The sequence below is a fragment of the Pseudomonas sp. KH_040 genome, assembly GCF_057839305.1.
This window is the reverse complement of sequence record NZ_CM174487.1, coordinates 6,548,990-6,573,841: the sequence shown is the minus strand read 5'-3', so window position 1 is coordinate 6,573,841 and position 24,852 is coordinate 6,548,990. Positions and strand designations below refer to the sequence as shown.

Below are 24,852 nucleotides of genomic sequence, written 5' to 3'. Positions count from 1 at the left end.
ACTTGGCCCCGACTTAACACACCCTATCTGCTAGGAGTAAGGCATGAAACTGAAGCGTTTGATGGCGGCAATGACTTTTGTCGCTGCTGGCGTTGCGACTGCCAACGCGGTTGCCGCTGTTGACCCTGCTATCCCGAGCTACACCAAGACCACTGGTGTGTCGGGCAACCTGTCCAGCGTCGGCTCCGATACCCTGGCCAACCTCATGACCCTGTGGGCTGAGAACTACAAAAAAGAATACCCGAACGTCAACATCCAGATTCAGGCCGCTGGCTCCGCCACTGCGCCACCTGCACTGACTGAAGGCACCTCCAACCTGGGCCCGATGAGCCGAAAGATGAAGGACACCGAACTGGCGGCCTTCGAGCAGAAGTACGGCTACAAGCCAACCGCTATCCCGGTGGCCGTTGATGCCCTGGCTGTGTTCGTGCACAAGGACAACCCGATCCAGCACCTGACCATGGAACAGGTTGATGCGATCTTCTCGTCGACCCGTCTGTGTGGCGCCAAAGCCGACGTGAAAACCTGGGGCGAACTGGGTGTGACCGGCGACCTGGCCAACAAGCCAGTGCAGCTGTTCGGCCGTAACTCGGTATCCGGCACCTACGGCTACTTCAAGGAAGAAGCCCTGTGCAAAGGCGACTACAAGCCAAACGTCAACGAACAACCAGGCTCGGCTTCGGTCGTGCAGTCGATCAGCTCCTCGCTGAACGGCATCGGTTACTCGGGTATCGGTTACAAGACCGCCAGCGTGAAAACCGTGCCATTGGCCAAGAAAGGCAGCACCGACTTCATCGAAGACACCGAAGAAAACGCCCTGAACGGCAAATACCCGCTGTCGCGTTTCCTCTACGTTTACGTCAACAAAGCCCCGAACAAGCCTCTGGCTCCGCTGGAAGCCGAGTTCGTGAAACTGGTGCTGTCGAAACAGGGCCAGGAAGTGGTAGTGAAAGACGGTTACATCCCGTTGCCAGCCAAGGTCGCTGCTAAAGCACTGGCTGACCTGGGTCTGCAGGAAGGCGGCGCTGTCGCAAAGAAGTAACAAATTGAGTCCAGGGTGAACCCCACCGGACTCAGGTAAAAGGCCGGATCTGCGCGCAGGCCGGCCTTTTCCACACCTCAAATTTTTGATCCTCTGCCAGTCCCGCTGGCGGCGGATTTGCTGCGTCACTGCATTGTCATCTTTCTGTCATACAGGATCGCTAGGGTGAGCGCATGAATGATCTGGCCAATTCCCACATGACTACTAATCCTCCCAAGCGCATTGATTTCAATACGCCTGAGCTGCAACGCAAGCGCCGCATTCGCGCGCTCAAGGATCGCTTCACCCGCTGGTACGTCCTCGTTGGCGGTCTCGCGGTGCTGGCAGCCATCACCCTGATCTTCTTCTTCCTCGCCTACGTGGTTGCGCCGCTGTTCCAGGGTGCCGACCTGACCGCGAAAGACTCGATCACTCCAGCCTGGATGCAGGACGCCGGCAAGCCGCTGATGATTTCGCTCGAAGAGCAGAATCAGGTGGCCATGCGCGTTTCCGATAAGGGTCAGGCATTGTTCTTTGATATCGACAGTGGCGCTGAACTGAAGCGCGTCGATCTGCCGGTGCCTGCTGGCGCCACCGTGACCTCGATTGGTGAAGATCAGCCGGGCCACCCGCTGGTAGCCGTGGGCTTGTCCAACGGCCAGGCGCTGGTGTTCCGTCACACCTATAAAGTCAGCTACCCCGATGGCAAGAAAACCATCACCCCGGCGATTGAATATCCGTACGGCGAGACGCCGATCGCGTTGAACGAAGCCGGCGGTGCGCTTGAACATGTCAGCCTGAACGCCACCGACACGACGCTGATGCTGGTTGGTTCGACCGGTTCTCAACTCAATGTGTTGTCGCTGACCAGCGAAGAAAACATGATGACCGGCGAAGTCACCAACGAGCAGAAGCGTATCGATCTGCCGCAGATGACTGAACCGGTGAAAAACATCTTCGTCGACCCGCGCCAGCAGTGGCTGTACGTGGTCAACGGTCGTGCTCAGGCCGATGTGTTCAGCCTGCGCGACAAGAGCCTCAACGGTCGCTACAAACTGCTGGAAAACGCTGACGCCGAAGTCACCGCGACCACGCAGTTGGTTGGTGGTATCTCGCTGATCATCGGTGACTCCAAGGGTGGTCTGGCCCAATGGTTCATGGCCCGCGACACCGATGGCGAGCTGCGCCTGAAGCAGATCCGCACCTTCCAGATGGGCACCACGCCGATCGTTGAAATCAGCGCTGAAGAACGTCGCAAAGGCTTCCTCGCGCTGGATGCCAGCGGCAAGCTCGGCGTGTTCCACAGCACCGCGCACCGCACTTTGCTGGTCGATCAAGTGGTGGAAGGCCAAGGCCTGTTCGGTCTGTCGCCGCGTGCCAACCGTGTGATCGTCGAAGCCGGCGGCAAGCTGCAACCGCTGCTGCTCGATAACCCGCACCCGGAAGTCTCCTGGAGCGCGTTGTGGAGCAAGGTCTGGTACGAGAACTACGACGAGCCTAAATACGTCTGGCAATCGACCGCGGCCAACACCGATTTTGAACCGAAACTGAGCCTCTCACCGCTGACCTTCGGCACCCTGAAAGCTGCGTTCTACGCGATGCTGCTGGCCGCGCCGCTGGCTGTGGCTGCGGCGATCTACACCGCGTACTTCATGGCCCCGGGCATGCGCCGCAAGGTCAAACCGGTGATCGAGTTGATGGAAGCGATGCCGACGGTGATCCTCGGTTTCTTCGCCGGCCTGTTCCTCGCGCCGTATGTCGAAGGGCATCTGCCAGGCATCTTCAGCCTGTTGATGTTGCTGCCGATCGGCATTCTGGTCGCCGGTTTCACCTTCAGCCGCTTGCCTGAATCGATCCGCCTGAAAGTCCCGGACGGTTGGGAAAGTGCGCTGCTGATTCCAGTAATTCTGTTTGTGGGCTGGCTGTCGCTGTACATGAGCCCGTTCATGGAGAACTGGTTCTTCGGCGGTGACATGCGCATGTGGATCTCCCACGACCTCGGCATCACCTACGACCAGCGCAACGCCCTGGTGGTCGGTCTGGCCATGGGCTTTGCGGTGATCCCGAACATCTACTCGATCGCTGAAGACGCCGTGTTCAGCGTGCCGCGCGGCCTGACCCTCGGCTCGCTGGCTCTGGGTGCCACGCCTTGGCAGACCATGACTCGCGTGGTGATCCTGACTGCCAGTCCGGGGATCTTCTCGGCGCTGATGATCGGCATGGGCCGTGCAGTCGGTGAAACCATGATCGTGCTGATGGCCACCGGTAACACCCCGGTCATGGAAATGAACCTGTTCGAAGGCCTGCGCACCCTGGCCGCCAACGTCGCGGTGGAAATGCCCGAGTCGGAAGTCGGCGGCAGCCACTACCGCGTGCTGTTCCTCTCGGCGCTGGTGCTGCTGTTGTTCACCTTCGTCATGAACACCCTGGCAGAACTGATTCGTCAGCGTCTGCGCAAGAAATACTCGTCGCTTTAAGCAAAGGTAGAAGTCTGTGAAACAGAACTCCCTGAAAGGATGGTTCAAGAGCGGCGCCCCGGGCGTCTGGATCAGCGGTGGCGCGGTGTCCATCGCGGTCATCATGACCATTGGCCTGCTGGCGGTAATTGCCGTGCGTGGTCTGGGTCACTTCTGGCCGGCGGACCTGGTCCACGCCCATTACGACGTACCGGGCCAGGCCAATCACCTGGTCATCGGTGAAGTGGTACAGAAAGAAGAAGTGCCCCGTGCCCGTCTGAAGAGCGCCGGTTTGCCGGTGCCTGATGAGGGTCCGGAATTCATGACCCGCGAGCTGATCAAGGTCGGCAACCGTGACCTGAACGGCAACGACTTCACCTGGATCGTCGGCGAGTGGCTGACCAACCAGACTACGCCGCCAGAACTGATGGCGATCGAGCGTCGCGAGTGGGGCAACTTCTACGGCTACCTGGTCAACGTCAAACAGGACGGCAAGGTCATCGCCGAGGGCGAGGCTGCATGGCCAGAGCTGCAGGCGCGGATCAACCGTGTCAACGGTTTGGCTGCACAGCTGAAGTCGCTGGAAAAGACTGACATCGGTGCAATCAACGCAGGTCTGGAGCGCATCCGTCTGCACGGTCGCAAACTGGAACTGGAAGGCAAGCTCGACGCCACCGCACAAGCGGACATGGAGTCCGAGCGCGCCGAACTGAATGCGCGTTATCAGGACATCGAAGCACGCCTGGCCGATCTGCATGCGCAGTTCAACCGCGATGCCCTGACCGCTCGCGATGCCAACGGCAAAGAGATCGAAATCGGTCTGGGCAAAGTGGTTCACGCCTACCAGCCGAACGCGATGAGCACCTTTACCAAGGTCGGTTTCTACTTCAGCAAGATCTGGGAATTCCTTTCGGATGACCCGCGTGAAGCCAACACCGAAGGCGGGATCTTCCCGGCGATCTTCGGCACCGTGATGATGACCCTGATCATGGCGATGATCGTTACCCCGTTCGGCGTACTGGCGGCGGTGTACCTGCGTGAATACGCCAAGCAGAACACTCTGACGCGGATTATCCGCATCGCGGTGAACAACCTCGCTGGCGTTCCGGCGATCGTTTATGGCGTGTTCGGTCTGGGCTTCTTCGTTTACGTACTCGGTGGTTCGGTTGACCGCTTGTTCTTCCCCGAAGCATTGCCGGCACCGACCTTTGGTACCCCGGGTCTGCTCTGGGCCTCGCTGACTTTGGCGCTGCTGGCGGTGCCGGTGGTGATCGTCGCGACCGAGGAAGGTCTGGCGCGTATCCCGCGTACTGTGCGTGAAGGCTCGTTGGCCCTCGGCGCGACCAAGGCTGAAACGTTGTGGAAGATTGTGATCCCGATGGCCAGCCCGGCGATGATGACCGGCATGATTCTCGCCGTGGCTCGCGCCGCCGGTGAAGTGGCGCCGCTGATGCTGGTGGGTGTGGTGAAACTGGCGCCGTCGCTGCCGGTGGACGGCAACTACCCGTACCTGCACCTGGATCAGAAGATCATGCACTTGGGCTTCCACATCTATGACGTCGGCTTCCAGAGCCCGAACGTCGAAGCGGCCCGCCCGCTGGTGTACGCCACGGCGCTGCTGCTGGTACTGGTGATCGCGACGTTGAACCTGTCGGCGGTGTATATCCGCAACCACCTGCGTGAAAAATACAAAGCTTTGGACAGTTAACACAAATCCTGTGGGAGCTGGCTTGCCAGCGATGCAGGCGACTCGGTCAGCCAGTAACACCGCGCTGATGCCATCGCTGGCAAGCCAGCTCCCACAAGGATCGGCGCAAGCCACAGATTTTCAGTAACCCATTGGCAAGGCCAGTGGTTCAACGAACCGAATTTGTTAGCACAGGGAGCCTCCCATGCAGCACGAAACACATAGCCACGGCATCAACATGTCTGCCCTGGGTCGCGACAAGCAAAGCCTGAATCTGGCGCAGGAAACCGTGGCCATCGAAGTGCCGGGCCTGAGCCTGTACTACGGCGAGAAGCAGGCATTGTTCGACGTCAGCATGAACATCCCGAAGCAGCGCGTGACCGCGTTCATCGGCCCGTCCGGCTGCGGTAAATCGACGTTGCTGCGCACCTTCAACCGCATGAACGATCTGGTTGACGGCTGCCGCGTCGAAGGCGCGATCAACCTCTACGGCAACAACATCTATCGCAAAGGCGAAGACGTTGCCGAGCTGCGTCGTCGCGTCGGCATGGTGTTCCAGAAGCCCAACCCGTTCCCGAAGACCATCTACGAAAACGTGGTCTACGGCTTGCGCATCCAGGGCATCAACAAGAAGCGCGTCCTCGACGAAGCGGTCGAATGGGCGTTGAAAGGCGCGGCACTGTGGGACGAAGTCAAAGACCGTCTGCACGAATCGGCACTCGGCCTGTCTGGCGGTCAGCAACAACGTCTGGTGATCGCCCGCACTATCGCGGTTGAGCCGGAAGTGCTGCTGCTCGACGAACCGTGCTCGGCCCTCGACCCGATCTCGACCCTGAAGGTTGAAGAGCTGATCTACGAGCTGAAATCCAAGTTCACCATCGTCATCGTGACCCACAACATGCAGCAGGCTGCGCGGGTTTCGGACTACACCGCGTTCATGTACATGGGCAAACTGGTCGAATTCGGCGACACCGACACCCTGTTCACCAATCCGGCGAAGAAGCAGACCGAAGACTACATCACCGGTCGTTATGGCTGACAGTTGCGGGTTATTCACAGAATTGACGCTGCGGCCCACCGCACCTTACCGGACGCTCCAAGGACGCCAACATGATTAGTAAAGAAGGCCTTACCCACCACATCTCCGCGCAGTTCAACGCTGAGCTTGAGGAAGTGCGCAGCCACCTCCTGGCCATGGGCGGGCTGGTCGAGAAGCAGGTCAACGACGCGGTGACCGCGCTGATCGAGGCCGATTCCGGCCTGGCTCAGCAGGTGCGCGAGATTGATGACCAGATCAACCAGATGGAACGCAACATCGACGAAGAATGCCTGCGCATTCTTGCCCGTCGTCAACCGGCGGCGTCCGACCTGCGTTTGATCATCAGTATTTCCAAGTCGGTGATCGACCTTGAGCGCATCGGTGACGAAGCGACCAAGATCGCTCGCCGCGCGATTCAGCTGTGCGAAGAAGGTGAAGCGCCGCGCGGTTACGTCGAGGTTCGCCATATCGGCGACCAAGTGCGCAACATGGTCCGCGATGCGCTGGATGCGTTTGCCCGTTTCGACGCTGATCTGGCGTTGTCGGTGGCGCAGTACGACAAGATCATCGACCGCGAATACAAAACCGCCCTGCGTGAGTTGGCGACCTACATGATGGAAGATCCGCGCTCTATCTCGCGGGTCTTGAGCATCATCTGGGTGCTGCGTTCGCTGGAGCGCATCGGCGATCACGCACGTAACATCTCTGAATTGGTCATCTACCTGGTGCGCGGTACCGACGTACGCCACATGGGCCTCAAGCGCATGAAAGAAGAAGTTGAAGGGACAAGCGGCGAAACCGCTAATGTTCCGGGCGATGTTGACGATAAGTAAGATTGCCTGAGAAAAGCGCCCGGCCCTTTGGCCGGGCGTTTTTGTTTGTGCTTTTCACAAGGCAGATCGAATTAAAAAGCAGCACCCGCGAACGAAAAGTCCCGGCGTGACTGAAGAGTTTTGGCAATGTGCCATCAGCCAGCGTTATGCTTGCCGGGATTTTAATAGGGGTGTTGGATGAGCAAGATCAGTGTGTTGGTCGTGGACGATGCTTCGTTCATTCGTGACCTGGTGAAAAAGTGCCTGCGTAATTATTTCCCGGGGATCCGTACCGAGGACGCCGTCAACGGTAAGAAGGCTCAGGCCATGCTGGCCAAGGAAGCGTTCGACCTGGTGCTCTGCGACTGGGAAATGCCGGAAATGTCCGGTCTCGAACTGCTGACCTGGTGCCGCGAACAAGACAACCTCAAGACCATGCCATTCGTCATGGTCACCAGCCGTGGCGACAAGGAAAACGTCGTGCAGGCGATTCAGGCCGGTGTTTCCGGTTACGTCAGCAAGCCGTTCACCAACGAGCAACTGCTGACCAAGGTCAAACAGGCGCTGAACAAGGTCGGCAAGCTCGATACCCTGATGAACAGCGCGCCGACCAAGATGAACTCGGCGTTCGGTAACGATTCTCTGAGCGCCTTGACCGGTGGCAAGCCTGCCGTGGTCGGCGGTGCCCCGGCAGCGGCTGCGGTCAACCCGTTCGCCAAACCGGCAGCTGCCGCGCCAGCGCCCGCCGCCGCGCCATCGCGTGGTTTGCTTAACAGCCCACCGGTCAAGGCGCCAGTCGCCGCGTCGGCTCCGGCCAGCGGTCGTGGCCAGGGCCAATTGCGCCTGCCAAGCGGCACTCAGCAATGCGTGATCAAGGCTTTGAGCATCAAAGAAGCATTGTTGGTGGTGAAACGCACCGACACCCTGCCGCAGATCCTCGACAGCGCCGTGCTCGATCTGGAGCAGGGCGACAACGCCGAAATCGCCCGCCTCAACGGCTACCTGCACGCCGTCGTTGCGTTTGAGCCGAAACCGGACAGCGACTGGCTGCAACTGACGTTCCGCTTTGTCGACCAGGATGCGCAGAAGCTCGACTACATCTCTCGCCTGATCGCTCGCGGCACGGCGCAGAAGCACTTCGTTCCAGGCGCTTGATCACAGCTTTACACTGATCGTTCCCACGCTCTGCGTGGGAATGCCTCAACCGGACGCTCCGCGTCCTCTCGCATGGGACGCAGAGCGTCCCGGGCTGCATCCCCACGCAGAGCGTGGGGACGATCATTTGAAACATCTGTCGACTAGCCTGGTCTGCTTCACCTGCTAGGCTCTTTTCCAGGCCTTACTTCGACAGACTCTTGCCCATGCTCGCGCGCCTGCTGTTTTTCTGTGGTCTCTTCATGGCCTCCACCTCGGCTGTGGCCATGACCATTTACAAATCCACCGATGCCAACGGCGTGGTCTCGTACAGCGACCGGCCGAGCAAAGGCTCGCAGGTGTTCGTCTTTCAGGACCGCATGGTCGAGCGCCTGGAGCGGCAGGTCTATCTCGATATCAAGAAGCAGAAGGGCGTTGACGTGGTGTTCGTACGCAACGATCTGTATGCACCGGTCGAGGTGGCACTGGCGTTTACCGGCATGAGCAATGTACGCGGCGCGCCAGCCAAAGCCATCCGCCGGGTGCTGCCGGCGCGCAGCAACACGCGTCTGGCGCTGCTGACGGCGATTACCAGCGGCAAGCCGCTGGTCTATTCGCCGCAGTTCCAATATTCACTGGGTGACCCTTCTGGTGCTGCGCAGAGCTATCGCTACCCGTTGCCGTGGCGCGGTGGGCCGTTTCGTCTGAGTCAGGGCGCCAACGGTCAGTACAGCCACTATGGGCCGAAGAATCGCTATGCGATGGACATCGCCATGCCGGTGGGTACGCCGATCATTGCCGCGCGGGCCGGGGTGGTGGTGAAGACTGAAAACTCGCAGAGTGGGCGCGGCAATGATGCGTCGGGCAATTTCGTGCGGGTGCTGCACGACGACGGCACCATGGGCGTGTACCTGCACCTCAAGCAAGGTTCGGTGAGCGTGCGCGAAGGGCAGCGGGTGACGGTGGGCAGTCCGTTGGCGCTGTCAGGCAATACCGGCAACAGCAGCGGCCCGCATTTGCACTTTGTCGTACAGCGCAATACCGGCGAGGGGCTGGTGTCGATTCCGTATCAGTTCAACCAACCGCTGGGGGCGTTGCCCAACTTTGCGTTGGGCAAGCAGTAAGCTTCTAAAAGCAAAAGATCGCAGCCTGCGGCAGCTCCTGCATGGGAATGCGATCCCTGTAGGAGCTGCCGCAGGCTGCGATCTTTTAGCAGGCAACGCGGTTTCCCGCATTGCACTCAATCCAGCATCAACACCTTGGCCAGCACAATCTTCGGCCCTTTCATCTTCTTGATGATGATCCGCAGGCCTTCGACCTCCAGCACTTCTTCCTCTTCAGGTACGCGCTTCAAAGTCTCGTAGACCAGCCCGGCAAGGGTTTCCGCTTCGATGTGATCAAGGTCGATGCCCAATAGGCGTTCCACCTTGAACAGCGGCGTGTCACCCCGCACCAAGAGTTTGCCCGGCTGATAGGCGAGGATCCCGCGCTCAGCCTTGCGATGTTCGTCCTGAATGTCGCCGACCAGCACTTCCAGCACGTCTTCCATGGTCAGGTAGCCGATGATGTTGCCGTCAGCCTCCTCGACCACGGCGAAGTGCGAGCCGCCCTTGCGGAACTGCTCCAGCAACTGCGACAGCGGCATGTGCCGTGATACGCGTTCCAGCGGGCGGGTCAGTTCGGCGAGGTTGAACGACTCGGGAATGTGATCCAGTGCTGCCAGTTCCAGCAGCAGATCCTTGATGTGCAGCAGGCCGACGAACTCCTGGCGCTCGCTGTCGTACACCGGATAACGGCTGAACTTGTGGCGACGGAACATCGCCAGGATTTCTTTCAGCGGCGCGTTGAATTCGAGGGTGATCAGGTCTTCGCGGGAGTTGGCCCAGTCGACCACTTCCAGTTCGCCCATTTCCACCGCAGACGCCAGAACACGCATGCCCTGATCGCTCGGATCCTGGCCACGGCTGGAGTGCAGGATCAGTTTCAGTTCTTCACGGCTGTAATGGTGTTCGTGGTGCGGGCCGGGTTCGCCTTGGCCGGCGATACGCAGGATCGCGTTGGCGCTGGCGTTGAGCAGGTAGATCGCCGGGTACATCGCCCAGTAGAACAGGTACAGCGGCACGGCCGTCCACAGCGACAGCAGCTCGGGTTTGCGGATCGCCCAGGATTTCGGGGCCAGTTCACCGACGACGATGTGCAGGTACGAAATGATGAAGAACGCGGTGAAGAACGACACGCCTTTGACGATTTCCGGCGACTGCACGCCGACCGCGCTCAGCAGCGGTTCGAGAATGTGCGCAAAGGCCGGCTCACCGACCCAGCCGAGGCCGAGGGAGGCGAGGGTGATACCCAGCTGACACGCCGAGAGGTACGCATCGAGCTGACTGTGCACGGTGCGCAGGATGTGTCCGCGCCAGCCGTTCTGATCAGCGATGGCCTCGACCCGGGTCGAGCGCAGTTTGACCATGGCGAATTCCGCCGCAACGAAAAAGCCGTTGAGCAAAACCAGGATCAGAGCAAAAAGGATCATGCCGAAATCGGCGAATATTGTTGCGAGGGACAAGCCAGGGGAAGGGTCCATGATGGAGTTTTGCGGGTTCCGTGTGATTCAAGAGGGAGAAAAATCGCGCCTGAAAGGCAGGCACAAGTCAGCCAATGTAGCGGCTGACATGGCGATTGCCTAGTGGCGAGTGCCGGTCGGTCTTACTCGGCGGCGCTGATGGCCCGCACATGGGCCACCTGAGCCGGGGCAAAATGGCAGGTGAACGTGCTGCCGTGACCGGGCACGCTGCTGATCTCCATGCGTGCGCGGTGGCGCAGCAATACGTGCTTGACGATGGCCAGACCCAGACCGGTGCCGCCGGTGTTGGAGTTGCGACTGGAATCGACGCGATAGAAGCGTTCGGTCAGGCGCGGCAGGTGTTTGCTGTCGATCCCGATCCCGGAATCCTGCACGCTCAGGTGCGCGCCCTGATCGTCGCCCCACCAGCGAATGCGGATGTTGCCCTCGGCCGGGGTGTACTTCACCGCGTTGAACACCAGATTGGAGAACGCGCTGCGCAATTCCGCCTCGCTGCCCTTGAGCAACAGGCCGGCGTCGGCTTCGAGGCTGATGCGCTGGTTCTTCGCGCCGGACAATTGCTGCGCATCGCTCTTGATCGATTGCAGCAGGCTGTCGATCTGCACCGGCTGGTTGTCCGACGGGTAATCGGTGGCTTCGAGTTTCGCCAGCAGCAACAAATCGTTGAGCAGCGTCTGCATGCGTCCGCCCTGTTGCTGCATCTGCTGCAGAGCGCGGCTCCAGCGCGGATTCACTTCTTCGACGTTGTCGAGCAGGGTTTCCAGATAGCCGCAGATCACTGTCAGCGGTGTGCGCAACTCGTGAGAGACGTTGGCGATGAAGTCTTTGCGCATCTGTTCCAGCTGATGGATGCGCGTGACATCGCGCACCAGCATCAAGTGTTCGTTGTTGCCGTAGCGGGTCAGGTACAACTGAATGCGCACGCGATCGTTGGTTGGCGAGGGGATTTCCAGCGGCTCGGCGTAGCTGTCCTGCTCGAAGTACTCCTTGAAGCGCGGATGGCGCACCAGGTTGGTCACCGGTTGGCCGCTGTCCTGCGGGGTCTTGAGGCCGAGCAAGGTTTCGGCAGCGCGGTTCCACCATTCCAGGTTGCCGTCGCTGTCGAGCATGATCACCGCGTCTTTCAGCGCGGCGGTGGATTCCTGCACCCGGTCAATCACCGCTTGCAGGCGCCCGCGCACACGTTGGTCGCGGCGTTGCAGGTGGTAGATGCTGTCGAACACTTCGCCCCACAGACCATAGCCATCGGGCGGTGCTTCGTCGGGTTGATGCTGGCGCAGCCATTCGTGCAGACGCAGCAATTGCTTCAGCGTCCAGGCCAGATAGATCCCCAGGCCCGCCGCGAGGCTCCAGCCGTAATAGCCGGTGATCAGGCCGATCACCAGGCAGACGGTGACCAGCAGCAGCATGTGGCGAATCAGGGTGCCATGCCAGTTTTGATTCACGGGAAATACGGTCCTTGTCTGCGAGTCTGGCGGTCGGCTCAGGCCTTGGTGGAAAACCGGTAGCCGGTGCCGCGCACGGTTTGTACCAGATTTTCGTAAGCGTCACCGAGGGCCTTGCGCAGGCGGCGGATGTGCACGTCGACGGTGCGCTCTTCAACATAGACGTTGCCGCCCCAGACCTGATCCAGCAACTGGCCACGGGTGTAGGCGCGTTCCTGGTGGGTCATGAAGAATTGCAGCAGACGGTATTCGGTCGGGCCCATCTCGGCCGGTTTGCCGTCGATGGTTACGCGGTGGCTGATCGGGTCGAGCAGCAGGCCACCGACTTCGATCGGCGCTTCGCCGTCGGTCGGACCGGCGCGGCGCAGCACGGCTTTGAGGCGTGCGACCAGTTCGCGCGGGGAAAACGGTTTGGTGATGTAGTCGTCGGCGCCGACTTCCAGACCCTGGATCTTGTTGTCCTCTTCACCCTTGGCGGTGAGCATGATGATCGGGATGTCCCCGGTCAGTTCATCACGTTTCAGACGACGGGCCAGCTCGATGCCGGAGGTGCCGGGCAGCATCCAGTCGAGCAGGATCAGGTCCGGCTTGCGGTCGACGATGATGGCGTGCGCCTGCTGCGAGTTCTCTGCCTCAAGGCAGTCATAGCCGGCCATTTCCAACGCAACGGCGATCATTTCGCGAATGGGCGCTTCGTCGTCGACGATCAGAATGCTCCTGCCAACCATGCCTTAATCCTCTTGTCATTTAACTGTCTTGCGCCGCATTAGATAACGGAATTATTGCAGTCGTGTGACAGTATTTTAGTCCGGCAGCGATTGTGCAAATCCTCAACTAAGCTCTAAGTCCGAATCCTGACAACCACAAAAGAAGGTTTCCATGACTCAAATGACTGTTTCTTTCAAAGCCCTGCTGATGGCTGCGGCCCTGACATTGCCTGGATTTGCACTGGCTGCGGATCCGGCGATGGAGAAGGACGGCATGTACACCGACCACAAGGGCATGACCCTGTATACCTTCGCCAAGGACTCGGGCGGCAAGTCGATGTGCAACGACAAATGCGCAACGAACTGGCCGCCGTTGATGGCGACCGCGGGTGACAAGTCGATGGGTGACTGGACTGTCATCAAACGCGACGACGGCACGATGCAATGGGCCTACCAAGGCATGCCGCTGTACACCTTCGTGATGGACAAGAAAGCCGGTGACATGACCGGTGACGGCAAAATGGACGGCGCGTGGAAAGTCGCCAAAGCCAAGTAAACGCGGTCCCTTGTAGGAGTGAGCCTGCTCGCGATAGCGGTGTATCAGTCGGCACTTTCGTTAACTGACACACCGCTTTCGCGAGCAGGCTCACTCCTACATTGATTTGCGTTTAGCGCAACGCGTAATCCAGCACAATCCCGACGAAAATCGCCAACCCGGCCCAATGATTGTGCAAAAACGCCTTGAAGCAGCGCATGCGGTCACGATCGCGGGTGTACCAGAATTCCCACGCATAACACCCGGCAGCCACCAGCAAGCCGAGATGGAACCAGATCCCCAACTCGAACTTCGACCCCGCCAGCAGCAGGCAGCCCAGCGACAACGCCTGCAGGCTCAGGATGATCACCCGGTCCGCCTCGCCGAACAGAATTGCCGTGGATTTCACGCCAATCTTCAAATCGTCATCGCGATCGGTCATCGCGTAATAGGTGTCGTAACCCACCGTCCACAGCAGATTGGCGATCCACAGCAGCCACGCCGCCGCCGGCAACTCACCGGTCTCGGCAGTAAACGCCATCGGCATCCCCCACGAAAACGCCGCGCCCAGTACCACTTGCGGGTAATAGGTGTAGCGCTTCATGAACGGATAAGTGAACGCCAGTGCCAGACCGCCCAGCGACAGCCAGATGGTCGGCGCATTGGTGCACAGCACCAGCAGGAAACTCACGCCCATCAGCAGCGCGAAGAACACCAGCGCCTCTTTCGAACTGATCTTGCCGCTGGCCAGCGGCCGTTGCGCGGTGCGTTTGACGTGGCCGTCGACCTTGCGATCGGCCCAGTCGTTGATCACGCAGCCGCCGGCGCGGGTCAGTACCACGCCGAGAACAAAAATCACCACGTTGGCCAGCGATGGCGAGCCTTTGCCGGCAATCCATAACGCCCACAGCGTCGGCCAGAGCAGCAGGTAAATGCCGATCGGCTTGTCCATCCGGGTCAACTGAATGAAATCCCAGGCGCGCGGGTTCAAGCGGTTCAGGGACTTGAGCAGACTCTGATACATCAGCAGTTCTCCGGATGGGCGCGGGCGGCGCTCCACAGACTCGGCAGAAAGATTTCCGCGACCAGCACGCTCAACGCGCCACGGTCGAAGCGCGACCGCCGGCCCCACAACTCTGGCGCTTTGGCGGCTGGCGGCAACCATTGTTCAGGGTAGTGGCAGACTTCGATGGCGCGGCGCTGGAACGCCTGATCGCAAAACAGCAATTCGCCCAGCGAGCGGCTGCCCAGTTCGTCCATGTGCAAGCCGTCACCCTGTAAGGCGGCGCGCGAAGCGACGCTGCGGGCAAACACCCAGGCCTCGCCGTGACCGCGCAAATACACCTCGCGCACCCAGCCTTCGCTGCCCTCGGCCAGATCCAGTGCGGCGCATTCATCGGCACGCAAGGTGTCCCAGCCTTCAAACAGTGGCGTGACGCTGAAGCCGTCATTGGACAGCCGGGTCAGTCGGCGGGTGAGGGAGCCTTCGTCGAACAGCCAGTCGAGGGTCAACGAATCGGGGAGGGGCGTCAGTCGGCTTTGAGTCAGCCAGAGCGGGGCCGGGCAGGCATTTGAATGTTGCACAATGAGTCATTATTGGCCGCAAATGAGGCGGCGAGCTTAACATGGTGGCCGCCGATATTGATTGATCCGGGTCGCCGTTGCGCCGAACAGGCTTGCATCTGCCCGGCTCCATCAGTACAAAACGCCCTGAGCCGGATGGCAGCGCAACACCCATCGACCGTCCGCGCCGGCAATAAGCCTGAACCCTGAGGAAGTACTTGAATGAAAAAGTGGCAATGTGTGGTCTGCGGCCTGATCTACAACGAAGCCGAGGGTTGGCCGGATGACGGCATTGCGCCGGGCACTCTGTGGCAGGACGTGCCGGAAGACTGGCTGTGCCCCGACTGCGGCGTCGGCAAGCTGGACTTCGAAATGATCGAAATCAACTAAGCAAAACAAAGGAGTAAGGCATGAGCGCACCTGTCGTCATCGTTGGCACTGGGCTGGCGGGCTATAACCTGGCCCGCGAGTTTCGCAAGCTCGACAGCGAAACCCCGCTGCTGCTGATCACCGCCGATGACGGGCGCTCTTACTCCAAGCCGATGCTCTCCACCGGTTTCGGCAAGAACAAAGACGCCGATGGCCTGAGCATGGCTGAACCGGGGGCCATGGCTGAGCAGTTGAAAGCCGAAGTGCGCACTCATACGCGCATCAGCGGCATCGACGCCGGCCATAAACGCCTGTGGATCGGCGAAGAAGCGGTTTATTACCGTGACCTGATCCTCGCCTGGGGCGCAGAAACCGTGCGCGTACCGGTCGAGGGCGATGGCGCCGATCTGGTGTTCCCGATCAATGATCTCGAAGACTACGCGCGCTTTCGCGCAGCGGCGGCCGGCAAGCGCCGGGTGCTGTTGCTCGGCGCCGGCCTGATTGGCTGCGAATTCGCCAACGACCTGATTCTCGGTGGCTACGAAGTGCAACTGGTGGCGCCGTGCGAACAGGTCATGCCGATGTTGTTGCACCCGGCCGCAGCGGCAGCCGTGCAGGCCGGGCTGGAAAGCCTCGGTGCGAAATTTCATCTCGGCCCGGTACTGACCCGATTGCAGAAAGTCGCCGACGGCCTGGAAGCGCATCTGTCCGACGGCCAGGTCATTCCTTGCGACGTGGTGGTCTCGGCCATTGGCCTGCGTCCGCGCATCGATCTGGCGGCGGCCGCTGGCGTACAGGTCAATCGCGGTGTCGTAGTGGATCGCCATCTGAAAACCTCCCACGCCAATATTTACGCCTTGGGCGACTGCGCTGAGGTCGACGGGCTGAATCTGCTGTACGTGATGCCCCTGATGAGTTGTGCGCGAGCACTGGCACAAACCCTCGCCGGAAACCCGACCGCCGTGAGCTACGGCCCGATGCCGATCACCGTGAAAACCCCGGTGTGTCCGCTGGTCGTATCGCCGCCGCCACGGGGCAGCGAAGGCGTCTGGACTGTCGAAGGGCAGGGCGCCGACATCAAAGCCCTGTGCCACAGCGCCGACGGCCAATTGCTCGGCTACGCGCTAACCGGCGCCGCGGTGATGGAAAAACTTGCCCTGAACAAACAGCTTCCAGCCCTGCTGGCGTAAATACCGGTCGTTCTGTCGGAATCACCCCGCTTTTGCCCCTACAAAGGTCGCGGGGAGACTGGCGCCGCCGGTATCCGCGTGCCATTCTCACTCCCGTCTGCCGCAGAGTAGAGCCTGCGGCGCCTTGGGCGCTGTTCCAACGAGAACAGCACGGACATAACAACAAAAAACCGTCAAAGGGGCTTCACTAATGCGTAAACCAGAACTCGCCGCTGCAATCGCTGAAAAAGCAGATCTGACCAAAGAACAGGCCAACCGCGTACTCAACGCCGTTCTCGAAGAAATCACCGGCGCTCTGCACCGCAAGGACAGCGTCACGCTGGTAGGCTTCGGCACCTTCCTGCAACGCCACCGCGGCGCCCGTACCGGCAAAAACCCGCAGACCGGTGAGCCGGTGAAGATCAAGGCCAGCAACACCGTTGCGTTCAAGCCAGGTAAATCGTTGAAAGACAGCGTCAATCCTTAATTGCGGCGAACTCCTCGAATAACGGGGAGAACCGTGTAGAAAAATGGGCACACCGATTGCGGTCGGGTGCCCATTTTTTATGCCTGCCGATTTATTCTGGCCTGCAGCCTTAATAAAGGCCGAGTAACTGATTGCATTTGTTGGCTATCGATCAGCCTCACAGTTAAATAAATCCTCTATATATAAAAGCCATCATATTGATGGCACTTTCTGAGTTGTCGGTTGTCTCGCGGTGACTTGTTGAAACAACACCGAAGTCTTTCGGAATCATCCTACATCCGAATTTTTCAAAACCCGTCATGCTCCGCGCCACTCTCGCCAGCCCCGGCTTCCGGTGATCGACGGCAGTTGGAACGATCGCTCTAAATCAAGCTTTCCCGGTGTTTTGTAAGGGTATGCGAATATAAACAGAGCATCGGGGATTCCCTGACTGAATATAGGGAAACCTCCTACAACAAACAAAGAACAGTTCGTCTTGTTGTTTAATCAGATGCTTGCTAGTGGCCATCATAGTGATTACGATGCGCCCACTTGAAAGAGCACATCTCAATTGGATGAGTCGCGTCACCGCTCTTCGATACTGTCCCGCGCCGCGGTAACTCCAATAGGCGCCTGACTGTAATCCTTAATAAAGGCCATGGATGTCCTACTCAAGCAAACTTTCCGCCCATTACCTCGAACTCGCAAAAGTCTCTGTTTCCAAAGAGAATTTCGCGGGCGAAGACGTTCGTTTTTCGAGCGAATTCGAGGCCCTGGAAAGTGAGCTGGCCAAAGCCTCGTCGATGCACGAAAGCGGGCAGATCGACTGGCTGAAAATTCGCGAAAACAGCGAAAATCTGCTGCGTACCCAATCCAAGGATTTGCGTGTCGGCGCCTGGCTGACCTGGTCGCTGTACCAGCGCGAATCCTTCCCCGGTCTGCTGGCCGGCCTCGGTCTGCTGCACCATCTGTCGGAAAACAACTGGGCCGACGTTCACCCGCTCAAACCCCGTACCCGTGCCGCCGCCATCGGCTGGCTGGTGCCGCGTCTCGAGCAGGTCATTACCGAAAACATTGCGATCAAAGAGCAGTTGCCGATGTTCCGGCAGCTCTCCGAGCACCTGTCCGGCCTTGAAGCGGCGTGTGCTGAGCATCTGGGCGATGACTCGCCGCTGTTGCTGCCGATCTCCCGTCGCCTGAAAACCATGATCCAGCGCGCGGCCGACAACCAGCCGGCTCCCGGTGTGGTCGGTGCGGCGGTGGCGCAGGTCAAACAGGCCGCGAGCCAGTTGCTTACTCCCGGCGCACCGATCGACAACGAACGAGATGCGCACAAAGCCCTGCGCGCCCAGCAGGAAAGCGCCCGTCCGCTGTGCGCCTGGTGGCTCAAGCAGAAAGCCACCGACCTGCGCGCCCTGCGCCTCAATCGCACACTGCTGTGGATGACCATCGACGCAGTGCCGGAGCGCAACGCCGAGCAGATCACCGTGTTGCGCGGTCTGCCACTGGAAAAGCTCAAGCTCTATCAGGACCGTTTCGATCAGGGCAAATACGCCGATCTGCTGGTGGAACTGGAGGCGAGCCTGGCGAAGGCGCCGTTCTGGTTCGATGGCCAGAGGATGGTCTGGGAATGTCTCCAGAACCTCAACGCCGAGTTGGCAATGCGCGAAGTGGAAATCCACTTCGCGCTTTTGGTTCAACGGCTGCCCGGGATTGTCGAGTTGCGTTTCCATGACGGTGCGCCGTTTGCCGATCCGTCCACCCGGGCGTGGATCGCCGCCAACGTCATGCCGCACCTGCAAAGCGCCAGTGCGCCGCGCAAGGTTGAAAGCGAAAACGTCGAAACCCAGCCAGCCTGGGAAAAAGCCCTCGAAGAAGTCCTGCCGCTGCTGCGCAAGGAAGGCCTGAAGCCTGCCGTGCAGACGCTCAAGCAGGGTTTGCAATCGGCCCACGGTGGCCGCGAGCGCTTCTTCTGGCAGTTCGCCCTCGCGCGCCTGTGCTTCATGGCCAAGAAATACGAACTGGCCAAGAACCAGCTGGAAACCCTCGATCAGACATTACAGGACTCAGGCCTGCACGCCTGGGAGCCCGATCTTGCATTGGAAGTGCTGCATCTACTGCATAGCTGCTGCGAGTTGTTGCCGCAGAACCATGCCGTACGTGAACGCAAGGAAGAGATTTATCGCAGGCTGTGCCACCTCGACCTCGAAGTGGTACTCGAATAGGCCCCAGGGCCACAACCGCAAGGAGAAAAGCCATGGCCAAAGAAGGCTCGGTAGCCCCCAAGGAACGCATCAACGTCACCTTCAAACCCGCCACCGGCGGTGCTCAGGAAGAGATTGAACTGCCGCTGAAGCTGCTGGCAATCGGTGACTACACCCACCGCAAGGACGATCGCAAAATCGAAGATCGCAAGCCGATCAGCATCGACAAGATGACCTTCGACGAAGTGTTGGCCAAGCAAGAACTGGGTCTGACGCTGAGCGTGCCGAACCGTCTGCAGGAAGATGGCGAGGCCGACGAGCTGGCTGTGCAACTGCGCGTCAATTCGATGAAGGACTTCAACCCGGCCAGCCTGGTCGAGCAAGTGCCTGAGCTGAAAAAACTGATGGAACTGCGCGATGCGCTGGTGGCCCTCAAAGGCCCGCTGGGTAACGCACCTGCGTTCCGTAAAGCGATCGAAGGCGTGCTCGCCGACGACGAATCCCGCGGTCGCGTACTCGGTGAGCTGGGCCTGAACGCCGCAGCCCCGGACGCCTGAGACTCCAGCCAAGGAAGCCAACACAATGAGCACTAGCGCAGCACAAGAGAAGAGCGCCGGCAACGGCGAGTACAGCATTCTCGACAGCATCATCGCCGAAACCCGTCTGACTCCGGACGACGAAGCCTACGACATCGCCAAGCGCGGTGTGTCGGCGTTCATCGAAGAACTGCTCAAGCCGCAGAACAACGGTGAGCCGGTCAAGAAGGCCATGGTTGACCGCATGATCGCCGAGATCGATGCCAAGCTCAGCCGTCAGATGGACGAAATCCTGCACCACCCGGACTTCCAGGCGCTGGAATCGTCGTGGCGTGGTCTGCAGTTGCTGGTCGATCGCACCAACTTCCGCGAAAACATCAAGATCGAAATCCTCAACGTCTCCAAAGAAGACCTGCTGGACGATTTCGAAGATTCGCCGGAAGTCATGCAGTCGGGCCTGTACAAGCACATCTACACCGCTGAATACGGCCAGTTCGGTGGTCAGCCTGTGGGCGCGATCATCGCCAACTACTACATGTCGCCAAGCTCGCCAGACGTCAAGCTGATGCAGTACGTGGCGAGCGTTTCGTGCATGTCGCACGCGCCGTTCATCGCTGCGGCCGGCCCGAAATTCTTCGGTCTGGAAAGCTTCACCGGCCTGCCGGATCTGAAAGATCTGAAAGACCACTTCGAAGGCCCGCAATTCGCCAAATGGCAGAGCTTCCGTACTTCGGAAGACTCCCGTTATGTTGGCCTGACCGTGCCGCGTTTCCTGCTGCGTAACCCGTACGATCCGGAAGAAAACCCGGTGAAATCGTTCGTGTACAAGGAAACCGTTGCCAACAGCCACGAGCACTACCTGTGGGGCAACACCGCTTACGCGTTCGGCACCAAGCTGACCGACAGCTTCGCCAAATTCCGCTGGTGCCCGAACATCATCGGCCCGCAGAGCGGTGGCGCGGTTGAAGACCTGCCGTTGCACCATTTCGAAAGCATGGGCGAAATCGAAACCAAGATTCCTACCGAGGTTCTGGTTTCCGATCGTCGTGAATACGAACTGGCCGAGGAAGGCTTCATCTCCCTGACCATGCGTAAAGGCTCCGACAACGCGGCGTTCTTCTCCGCCAGCTCGGTGCAGAAGCCGAAGTTCTTCGGCATCAGCGCAGAAGGCAAGGCGGCAGAGCTGAACTACAAGCTCGGCACCCAACTGCCGTACATGATGATCGTCAACCGCCTGGCTCACTACTTGAAAGTGCTGCAGCGCGAGCAACTCGGTTCGTGGAAAGAGCGCACCGACCTCGAGCTGGAACTGAACAAGTGGATCCGTCAGTACGTTGCCGACCAGGAAAACCCGAGCGCCGAAGTGCGTGGCCGTCGTCCGCTGCGCGCTGCGCAAGTGATCGTCAGCGACGTTGAAGGCGAGCCGGGCTGGTACCGCGTGAGCTTGAACGTGCGTCCGCACTTCAAGTACATGGGTGCCGATTTCACCCTGTCGCTGGTTGGCAAGCTGGACAAAGAGTAAGAGCGACTCATGGACGGATACGGCAGCCTGTTCGAACGCCTCAACGGCGACGCGCAACTACGCAAGGGCAACAGCCTTGAGGCTTGTGCCATGGCGTCAGTGGCTGCCCATCTGGCCAAAATGCTCAGCACCCGGGCCGGCAGCGTGCAAACGCTGGCCGACTACGGGTTGCCCGATCTCAATGACATGCGTCTGAGCCTGCACGACTCCCTGAGTCAGGCCCGTCTGGCCATCGAAAACTTCATCGAAGCCTACGAGCCGCGCCTGAGCAATGTGCGTGTCATTTCCCTGCCGCGTGACCACGATCAACTGCGCCTGGCCTTCAGCATCGAAGGCCTGCTGGAAGTTGAAGGGTTCAAGCGTCAGGTCAGTTTTTCCGCGCGCCTGGATGGCAGCGGTCAAGTGAAGGTCACCTAAGGAGATCCCCGATGTCTGGCAAACCAGCAGCACGCGTATCCGACCCCACCGCTTGCCCACTCCCAGGCCACGGTACCAACCCGATCGCCGCCGGTTCCGGCGACGTGTTCTTCGACGGCCTCGCGGCCGCCCGCCAAGGCGATGCCTCGGCGTGTGGTGGTGCGATGGCCGGCGATCTGGCGACCACGGTTTTGATCAATGGCAAACCGGCCGCCACGGTCGGCTCCGTTGGATCTCACGGCAACAAGGTTACGGCAGGTTCCGGGACGGTGATCATCGGGAATTCGCATTCGCCAGTGCCATTTTCGGGGCTTGCCGCCATAGCGGTTATCGCGGCGCTGGATTACCGACTGGGTTTAAAGTCCGGTGGCAACTCGGTACTGACGCCACTGGAAATTCCAGACTTCGACGAGCTGAAATCAGGAACATCGAAAAACCGTGAGTTGGTCGATTTCGTCGTCGAGAACCGCATGGACGCTGCTGACAGTGTGAAGTTGGAGGTGCTGGACGGCGAGAAGCTGGTATACGCCGAAGCCAATACCGCGCCGTTCCTCCCGCCAGGCAAGCATCCATGGCAATGGGACGGCTACGACACAGCCGGCGTCCTCGATACCAAAGTCCTGAAAAGCCCGAACCTGAAAGTGCGCCTCACTGCGACCGGGGCGGGAAAACAGCAAGTGACTGAAGTGAAGCTTGATTGCTCGGCTAAAAAGGTGAAATGGGTCGATGTGCGTGTTGACCGCAACGCCAAGACCGTTGAAGTCACGTTACGCCCGAGCTTTTCGGATGGCGGTAGCAGTGGTTCCACACCCGGACTGGTACCCACGCCTTTCAGCACGTTGCTTGGCTGGGCCAAGGAAGGTATCGAGTTGTACTGGTCGCGTAATGGCGCGCGCGGCGGCGGTATCGCCGAGGGCATCACGACCAGCAAAGGCCTTTACAAAGTCACGGTCAAAACCGAGATCAACGTCGAGCCCAAAGCCGGGAATTTCCCTCTGATTGATTCGCTGTCGGCGGACTTCGGTCGTTCCACCAGTCTTGCGATTGCAAGAAAGGTTTATCACAACGCCGGTTATGCCTATGAAAGCTACGTTGTTCAACGACGTCGAACTCCAGAGTTCGCTAGAGACATTGCCAGAGAAGAGTTCAAAGAAACGTCGGCTCATGAGTTTGGTCATTTGATTCTCAATGAGTACGGCGGGGGAATCATCCCCGGTTACTCCTGGACTCACAAAGAAACATCGACATTGATGCAAAACCCTAAGGACAACCACCCGACGCCGAACGCCGGCGAGGTGGATGTCATGCATTACTTCAGCAGTTACACGCAGTCCTCCGCTGATCTGCAAAAGAGAATGGCGGCGTCTGAACAGGACGTCAAAAGCCTGCTTTGGCTGGCAAGGGTCGAGTTCGATGACTAGGTTGACCGGTCTCATCTTGCCGTTCGTTTCCCTTTATGGCTGTGCTGCTCAGCAGGTGTACCAGCGCGAGTGGACAATCAGCGAGGCATCGGTTTGTCCATGAAACGGCCAAGGACGATTTTGATGATGAGATGGGTAAGCTTCTTCGCGTGCTTCGTTTCGCTGATTGCATGCGCTGCGCAGCAGGTCTATCGCAATGATGTTTACCTGCTGAATACTTGTGGAGTACCGCTGGAACTGACGCTGGCAAACGACTCCAACTATGACGATCAGCCACGCAGTTTCACGTTAAACCCGAACCAGCGCAGTTCCATCGGCAACTACCAGTCATTCGGTGAAGACGTATCGGGTCAGATCAGCGACCAGTACAGCCTGTCGATCAAAAGCCAGAACGCGACTAAGTCCATCGACGCGCAGACCTTGCGAAAGGCAGTAGCGAGCATCAAAAAAACTGAAGAAAAAGCTGTCCGTTCGTGGACGGTCGATACCGGGGCTTTCTGCCCATGAAGCACTTGTTCGGGTTGGCTCGATGAAACTCAGAGCCTGGCAATGTCTCATCGCTTTTCTCAGCTCGGTCGGTTTGCTGGCGATTCTGGTCGGCTTGACGCTGCTGGTGCGAATGGAAAGCTCGACCGAACCAAAGCTGTTCGCGCATCCCAACGCGTTGTGGGTTGGCGCCGAGGATGGCGGGGTATTCGTCGAGATTACCAAGCACGAAGCGCCGGACTATTACGTGGAAATTCGTCACGAAAATGGTGGGATGTGGACTGAAGGCTGGGTTCGATATGGCACCAGGGACAGCCATCCACTCAACGCTGCGGCAATTGGTGGCTACGGCGGTGAAGAGCTCTATGTCTATACGGGTGTCGCGATCACGCCGCAAAAACAGGGAGTTGCGCAGCGATGAATCAATACGTGCCAGCGACCCCGGGGCAGGAGACGGACGCATGACCGACTCAGGTCGCTTCGCAATGATTTGGCTGCAGCGCTTGCTACTCGTGGTGGGAGCGTTCGCTTGCATGCTCTATTTTGCTGCGCACGCGCTTTCCAACGCTTTTATGTTGCTGATGGACCGCGAAAATTTTATCCCTGCGCAGTCGTCCATCTGGACATTCGAACCTTACGAAATCAATCAAGGTTCTTCGTCTTACTGGCTCTACGGTGAGGACAGGGACAACTATTACTTTTTTGCGTACGTCCCTGAACATTCATATCGCGTGATCGCGAAAGACAATGGGTGCGCAGGCTTCGACAAGCGCGATGTCCGCACATGGTGCATGGATCACGCTGTGGAGGTTCGCCGATGACCGACTCATCAAGCGAGATGCTCATGCTCAGTCGCGCGCAACTCAGCTTCTTCATGGCTGCATTGTGGTGGCCATTGCTGGCGGTGTTGGCGATCAGTTCCTATGACCTGTGGAGTGGCGAGTATTCAACACCCGAGTCGTCCGGGATTTATTGGCAGTACCTGTTGTGGTGGGGAATTCCCGGGCTTCTGGGCTTTTCGCTGTGGATGTCCCGATCGGCGCAGAGCCGCAACGAGCAACAGGCACTGCGGATGGTTTGGTGGGCGCCGGTGAAGTTCATCCCGTTCTACGCCGTGCCATGGATGCTGTATGGCCTGCTCAGTCTGGTCGTCGGTCAGCTCAGTGATGCCTACATGGCGTACGGCTGGATCTCGATTGTGCCGTTCCTGCTAATTGGCGGTTATGTCTGTGCCGGCGTGACGGTCGCGCTCTACAGGATATTTTTTTGATGCGTTTCACTA

Annotated in this window: 24 protein-coding genes and 1 pseudogene; 20 read left to right on the top strand and 5 right to left on the bottom strand. The window is 59.3% G+C overall.

Annotated features, from left to right (window positions below; genetic code table 11):
* The first annotated feature begins 43 nt into the window (after positions 1–43).
* The 7 genes from AC3IUF_RS29455 to AC3IUF_RS29425 all read left to right on the top strand — a co-directional run bounded on the left by AC3IUF_RS29455 (position 44) and on the right by AC3IUF_RS29425 (position 9,273).
* Positions 44–1,042, top strand: coding sequence for a phosphate ABC transporter substrate-binding protein PstS (locus AC3IUF_RS29455; protein ID WP_007920246.1), 999 nt, complete (start codon positions 44–46; stop codon positions 1,040–1,042).
* Positions 1,043–1,464: 422 nt separating this feature from the next.
* The gene (locus tag AC3IUF_RS29450) at positions 1,465–3,498 is read left to right on the top strand and encodes an ABC transporter permease subunit (RefSeq protein ID WP_176472336.1); all 2,034 of its coding nucleotides are present in this window, start codon (positions 1,465–1,467) and stop codon (positions 3,496–3,498) included.
* A 16-nt stretch (positions 3,499–3,514) separates the two neighbouring features.
* Complete coding sequence (pstA, locus tag AC3IUF_RS29445; RefSeq protein ID WP_007920248.1) at positions 3,515–5,185, top strand: phosphate ABC transporter permease PstA; 1,671 nt, start codon at positions 3,515–3,517, stop codon at positions 5,183–5,185.
* A gap of 184 nt (positions 5,186–5,369) precedes the next feature.
* Complete coding sequence (pstB, locus tag AC3IUF_RS29440; RefSeq protein ID WP_007920249.1) at positions 5,370–6,203, top strand: phosphate ABC transporter ATP-binding protein PstB; 834 nt, start codon at positions 5,370–5,372, stop codon at positions 6,201–6,203.
* 71 nt (positions 6,204–6,274) lie between these two features.
* Positions 6,275–7,036, top strand: coding sequence for a phosphate signaling complex protein PhoU (gene phoU / locus AC3IUF_RS29435; RefSeq protein WP_007920250.1), 762 nt, complete (start codon positions 6,275–6,277; stop codon positions 7,034–7,036).
* A 177-nt stretch (positions 7,037–7,213) separates the two neighbouring features.
* Positions 7,214–8,170, top strand: coding sequence for a response regulator (locus AC3IUF_RS29430; RefSeq protein WP_007920252.1), 957 nt, complete (start codon positions 7,214–7,216; stop codon positions 8,168–8,170).
* 206 nt (positions 8,171–8,376) lie between these two features.
* Complete coding sequence (locus tag AC3IUF_RS29425) at positions 8,377–9,273, top strand: peptidoglycan DD-metalloendopeptidase family protein (RefSeq protein WP_007920254.1); 897 nt, start codon at positions 8,377–8,379, stop codon at positions 9,271–9,273.
* Positions 9,274–9,389: 116 nt separating this feature from the next.
* Here the strand turns inward: AC3IUF_RS29425 and AC3IUF_RS29420 are convergent, their stop codons facing one another.
* From AC3IUF_RS29420 to phoB, 3 genes are all read right to left on the bottom strand, one after another.
* A complete protein-coding gene (locus AC3IUF_RS29420; RefSeq protein ID WP_007920256.1) occupies positions 9,390–10,730 on the bottom strand; it encodes a hemolysin family protein in 1,341 nt (446 codons plus the stop codon).
* 122 nt (positions 10,731–10,852) lie between these two features.
* Positions 10,853–12,139 carry a phosphate regulon sensor histidine kinase PhoR gene (gene phoR / locus AC3IUF_RS29415; RefSeq protein WP_238539543.1) on the bottom strand — a complete coding sequence of 429 codons (1,287 nt, stop codon included), beginning with the start codon at positions 12,137–12,139 and terminating at the stop codon, positions 10,853–10,855.
* 74 nt (positions 12,140–12,213) lie between these two features.
* The gene (gene phoB, locus AC3IUF_RS29410; RefSeq protein ID WP_007896474.1) at positions 12,214–12,903 is read right to left on the bottom strand and encodes a phosphate regulon transcriptional regulator PhoB; all 690 of its coding nucleotides are present in this window, start codon (positions 12,901–12,903) and stop codon (positions 12,214–12,216) included.
* A 151-nt stretch (positions 12,904–13,054) separates the two neighbouring features.
* Here phoB and AC3IUF_RS29405 point away from each other — a divergent pair, with 151 nt between their 5' ends.
* Positions 13,055–13,438, top strand: coding sequence for a COG4315 family predicted lipoprotein (locus AC3IUF_RS29405; RefSeq protein WP_095113194.1), 384 nt, complete (start codon positions 13,055–13,057; stop codon positions 13,436–13,438).
* Positions 13,439–13,550: 112 nt separating this feature from the next.
* Here AC3IUF_RS29405 and ubiA read toward each other — a convergent pair whose 3' ends face one another.
* Positions 13,551–14,441, bottom strand: a complete 891-nt coding sequence (ubiA, locus tag AC3IUF_RS29400) for a 4-hydroxybenzoate octaprenyltransferase (protein ID WP_123376079.1) — start codon at positions 14,439–14,441, stop codon at positions 13,551–13,553.
* On the bottom strand, positions 14,441–15,001 hold the full coding sequence (locus AC3IUF_RS29395; RefSeq protein ID WP_007920265.1) for a chorismate--pyruvate lyase family protein: 561 nt from the start codon (positions 14,999–15,001) through the stop codon (positions 14,441–14,443). The genes ubiA and AC3IUF_RS29395 overlap by 1 nt, the downstream gene beginning before the upstream one ends.
* 201 nt (positions 15,002–15,202) lie before the next feature.
* On the opposite strand from AC3IUF_RS29395, the gene AC3IUF_RS29390 reads away from it, so the two are divergent.
* From AC3IUF_RS29390 to AC3IUF_RS29335, 12 genes and pseudogenes are all read left to right on the top strand, one after another.
* Positions 15,203–15,370, top strand: a complete 168-nt coding sequence (locus AC3IUF_RS29390; RefSeq protein ID WP_007920267.1) for a rubredoxin — start codon at positions 15,203–15,205, stop codon at positions 15,368–15,370.
* Positions 15,371–15,390: 20 nt separating this feature from the next.
* Positions 15,391–16,539 carry an NAD(P)/FAD-dependent oxidoreductase gene (locus tag AC3IUF_RS29385; RefSeq protein WP_095113195.1) on the top strand — a complete coding sequence of 383 codons (1,149 nt, stop codon included), beginning with the start codon at positions 15,391–15,393 and terminating at the stop codon, positions 16,537–16,539.
* Between the two features lie 190 nt (positions 16,540–16,729).
* Positions 16,730–17,005 carry an HU family DNA-binding protein gene (locus AC3IUF_RS29380; RefSeq protein ID WP_003213368.1) on the top strand — a complete coding sequence of 92 codons (276 nt, stop codon included), beginning with the start codon at positions 16,730–16,732 and terminating at the stop codon, positions 17,003–17,005.
* A 641-nt stretch (positions 17,006–17,646) separates the two neighbouring features.
* Positions 17,647–19,209: a type VI secretion system protein TssA gene (gene tssA / locus AC3IUF_RS29375; RefSeq protein WP_007920270.1), complete on the top strand. Its 1,563-nt coding sequence runs from the start codon at positions 17,647–17,649 to the stop codon at positions 19,207–19,209.
* Between the two features lie 32 nt (positions 19,210–19,241).
* The gene (gene tssB / locus AC3IUF_RS29370) at positions 19,242–19,745 is read left to right on the top strand and encodes a type VI secretion system contractile sheath small subunit (protein WP_003229587.1); all 504 of its coding nucleotides are present in this window, start codon (positions 19,242–19,244) and stop codon (positions 19,743–19,745) included.
* A 25-nt stretch (positions 19,746–19,770) separates the two neighbouring features.
* Positions 19,771–21,246 (top strand): type VI secretion system contractile sheath large subunit, encoded by a 1,476-nt coding sequence (gene tssC, locus AC3IUF_RS29365; protein ID WP_007920272.1) that lies wholly within the window; start codon positions 19,771–19,773, stop codon positions 21,244–21,246.
* Between the two features lie 9 nt (positions 21,247–21,255).
* Positions 21,256–21,663, top strand: a complete 408-nt coding sequence (gene tssE / locus AC3IUF_RS29360; protein ID WP_007920274.1) for a type VI secretion system baseplate subunit TssE — start codon at positions 21,256–21,258, stop codon at positions 21,661–21,663.
* A gap of 11 nt (positions 21,664–21,674) precedes the next feature.
* Positions 21,675–21,968 (top strand): annotated as a pseudogene (locus AC3IUF_RS29355) (PAAR domain-containing protein); the annotation flags it as partial.
* A gap of 1,239 nt (positions 21,969–23,207) precedes the next feature.
* Positions 23,208–23,591, top strand: a complete 384-nt coding sequence (locus tag AC3IUF_RS29350; protein WP_489279968.1) for a hypothetical protein — start codon at positions 23,208–23,210, stop codon at positions 23,589–23,591.
* A gap of 22 nt (positions 23,592–23,613) precedes the next feature.
* Positions 23,614–23,991: a hypothetical protein gene (locus AC3IUF_RS29345; RefSeq protein WP_489279966.1), complete on the top strand. Its 378-nt coding sequence runs from the start codon at positions 23,614–23,616 to the stop codon at positions 23,989–23,991.
* 40 nt (positions 23,992–24,031) lie between these two features.
* Complete coding sequence (locus AC3IUF_RS29340) at positions 24,032–24,391, top strand: hypothetical protein (protein ID WP_007920282.1); 360 nt, start codon at positions 24,032–24,034, stop codon at positions 24,389–24,391.
* Positions 24,388–24,840: a hypothetical protein gene (locus tag AC3IUF_RS29335; RefSeq protein ID WP_007920284.1), complete on the top strand. Its 453-nt coding sequence runs from the start codon at positions 24,388–24,390 to the stop codon at positions 24,838–24,840. Before AC3IUF_RS29340 ends, AC3IUF_RS29335 begins: the two co-directional genes overlap by 4 nt.
* Positions 24,841–24,852 lie beyond the last annotated feature (12 nt).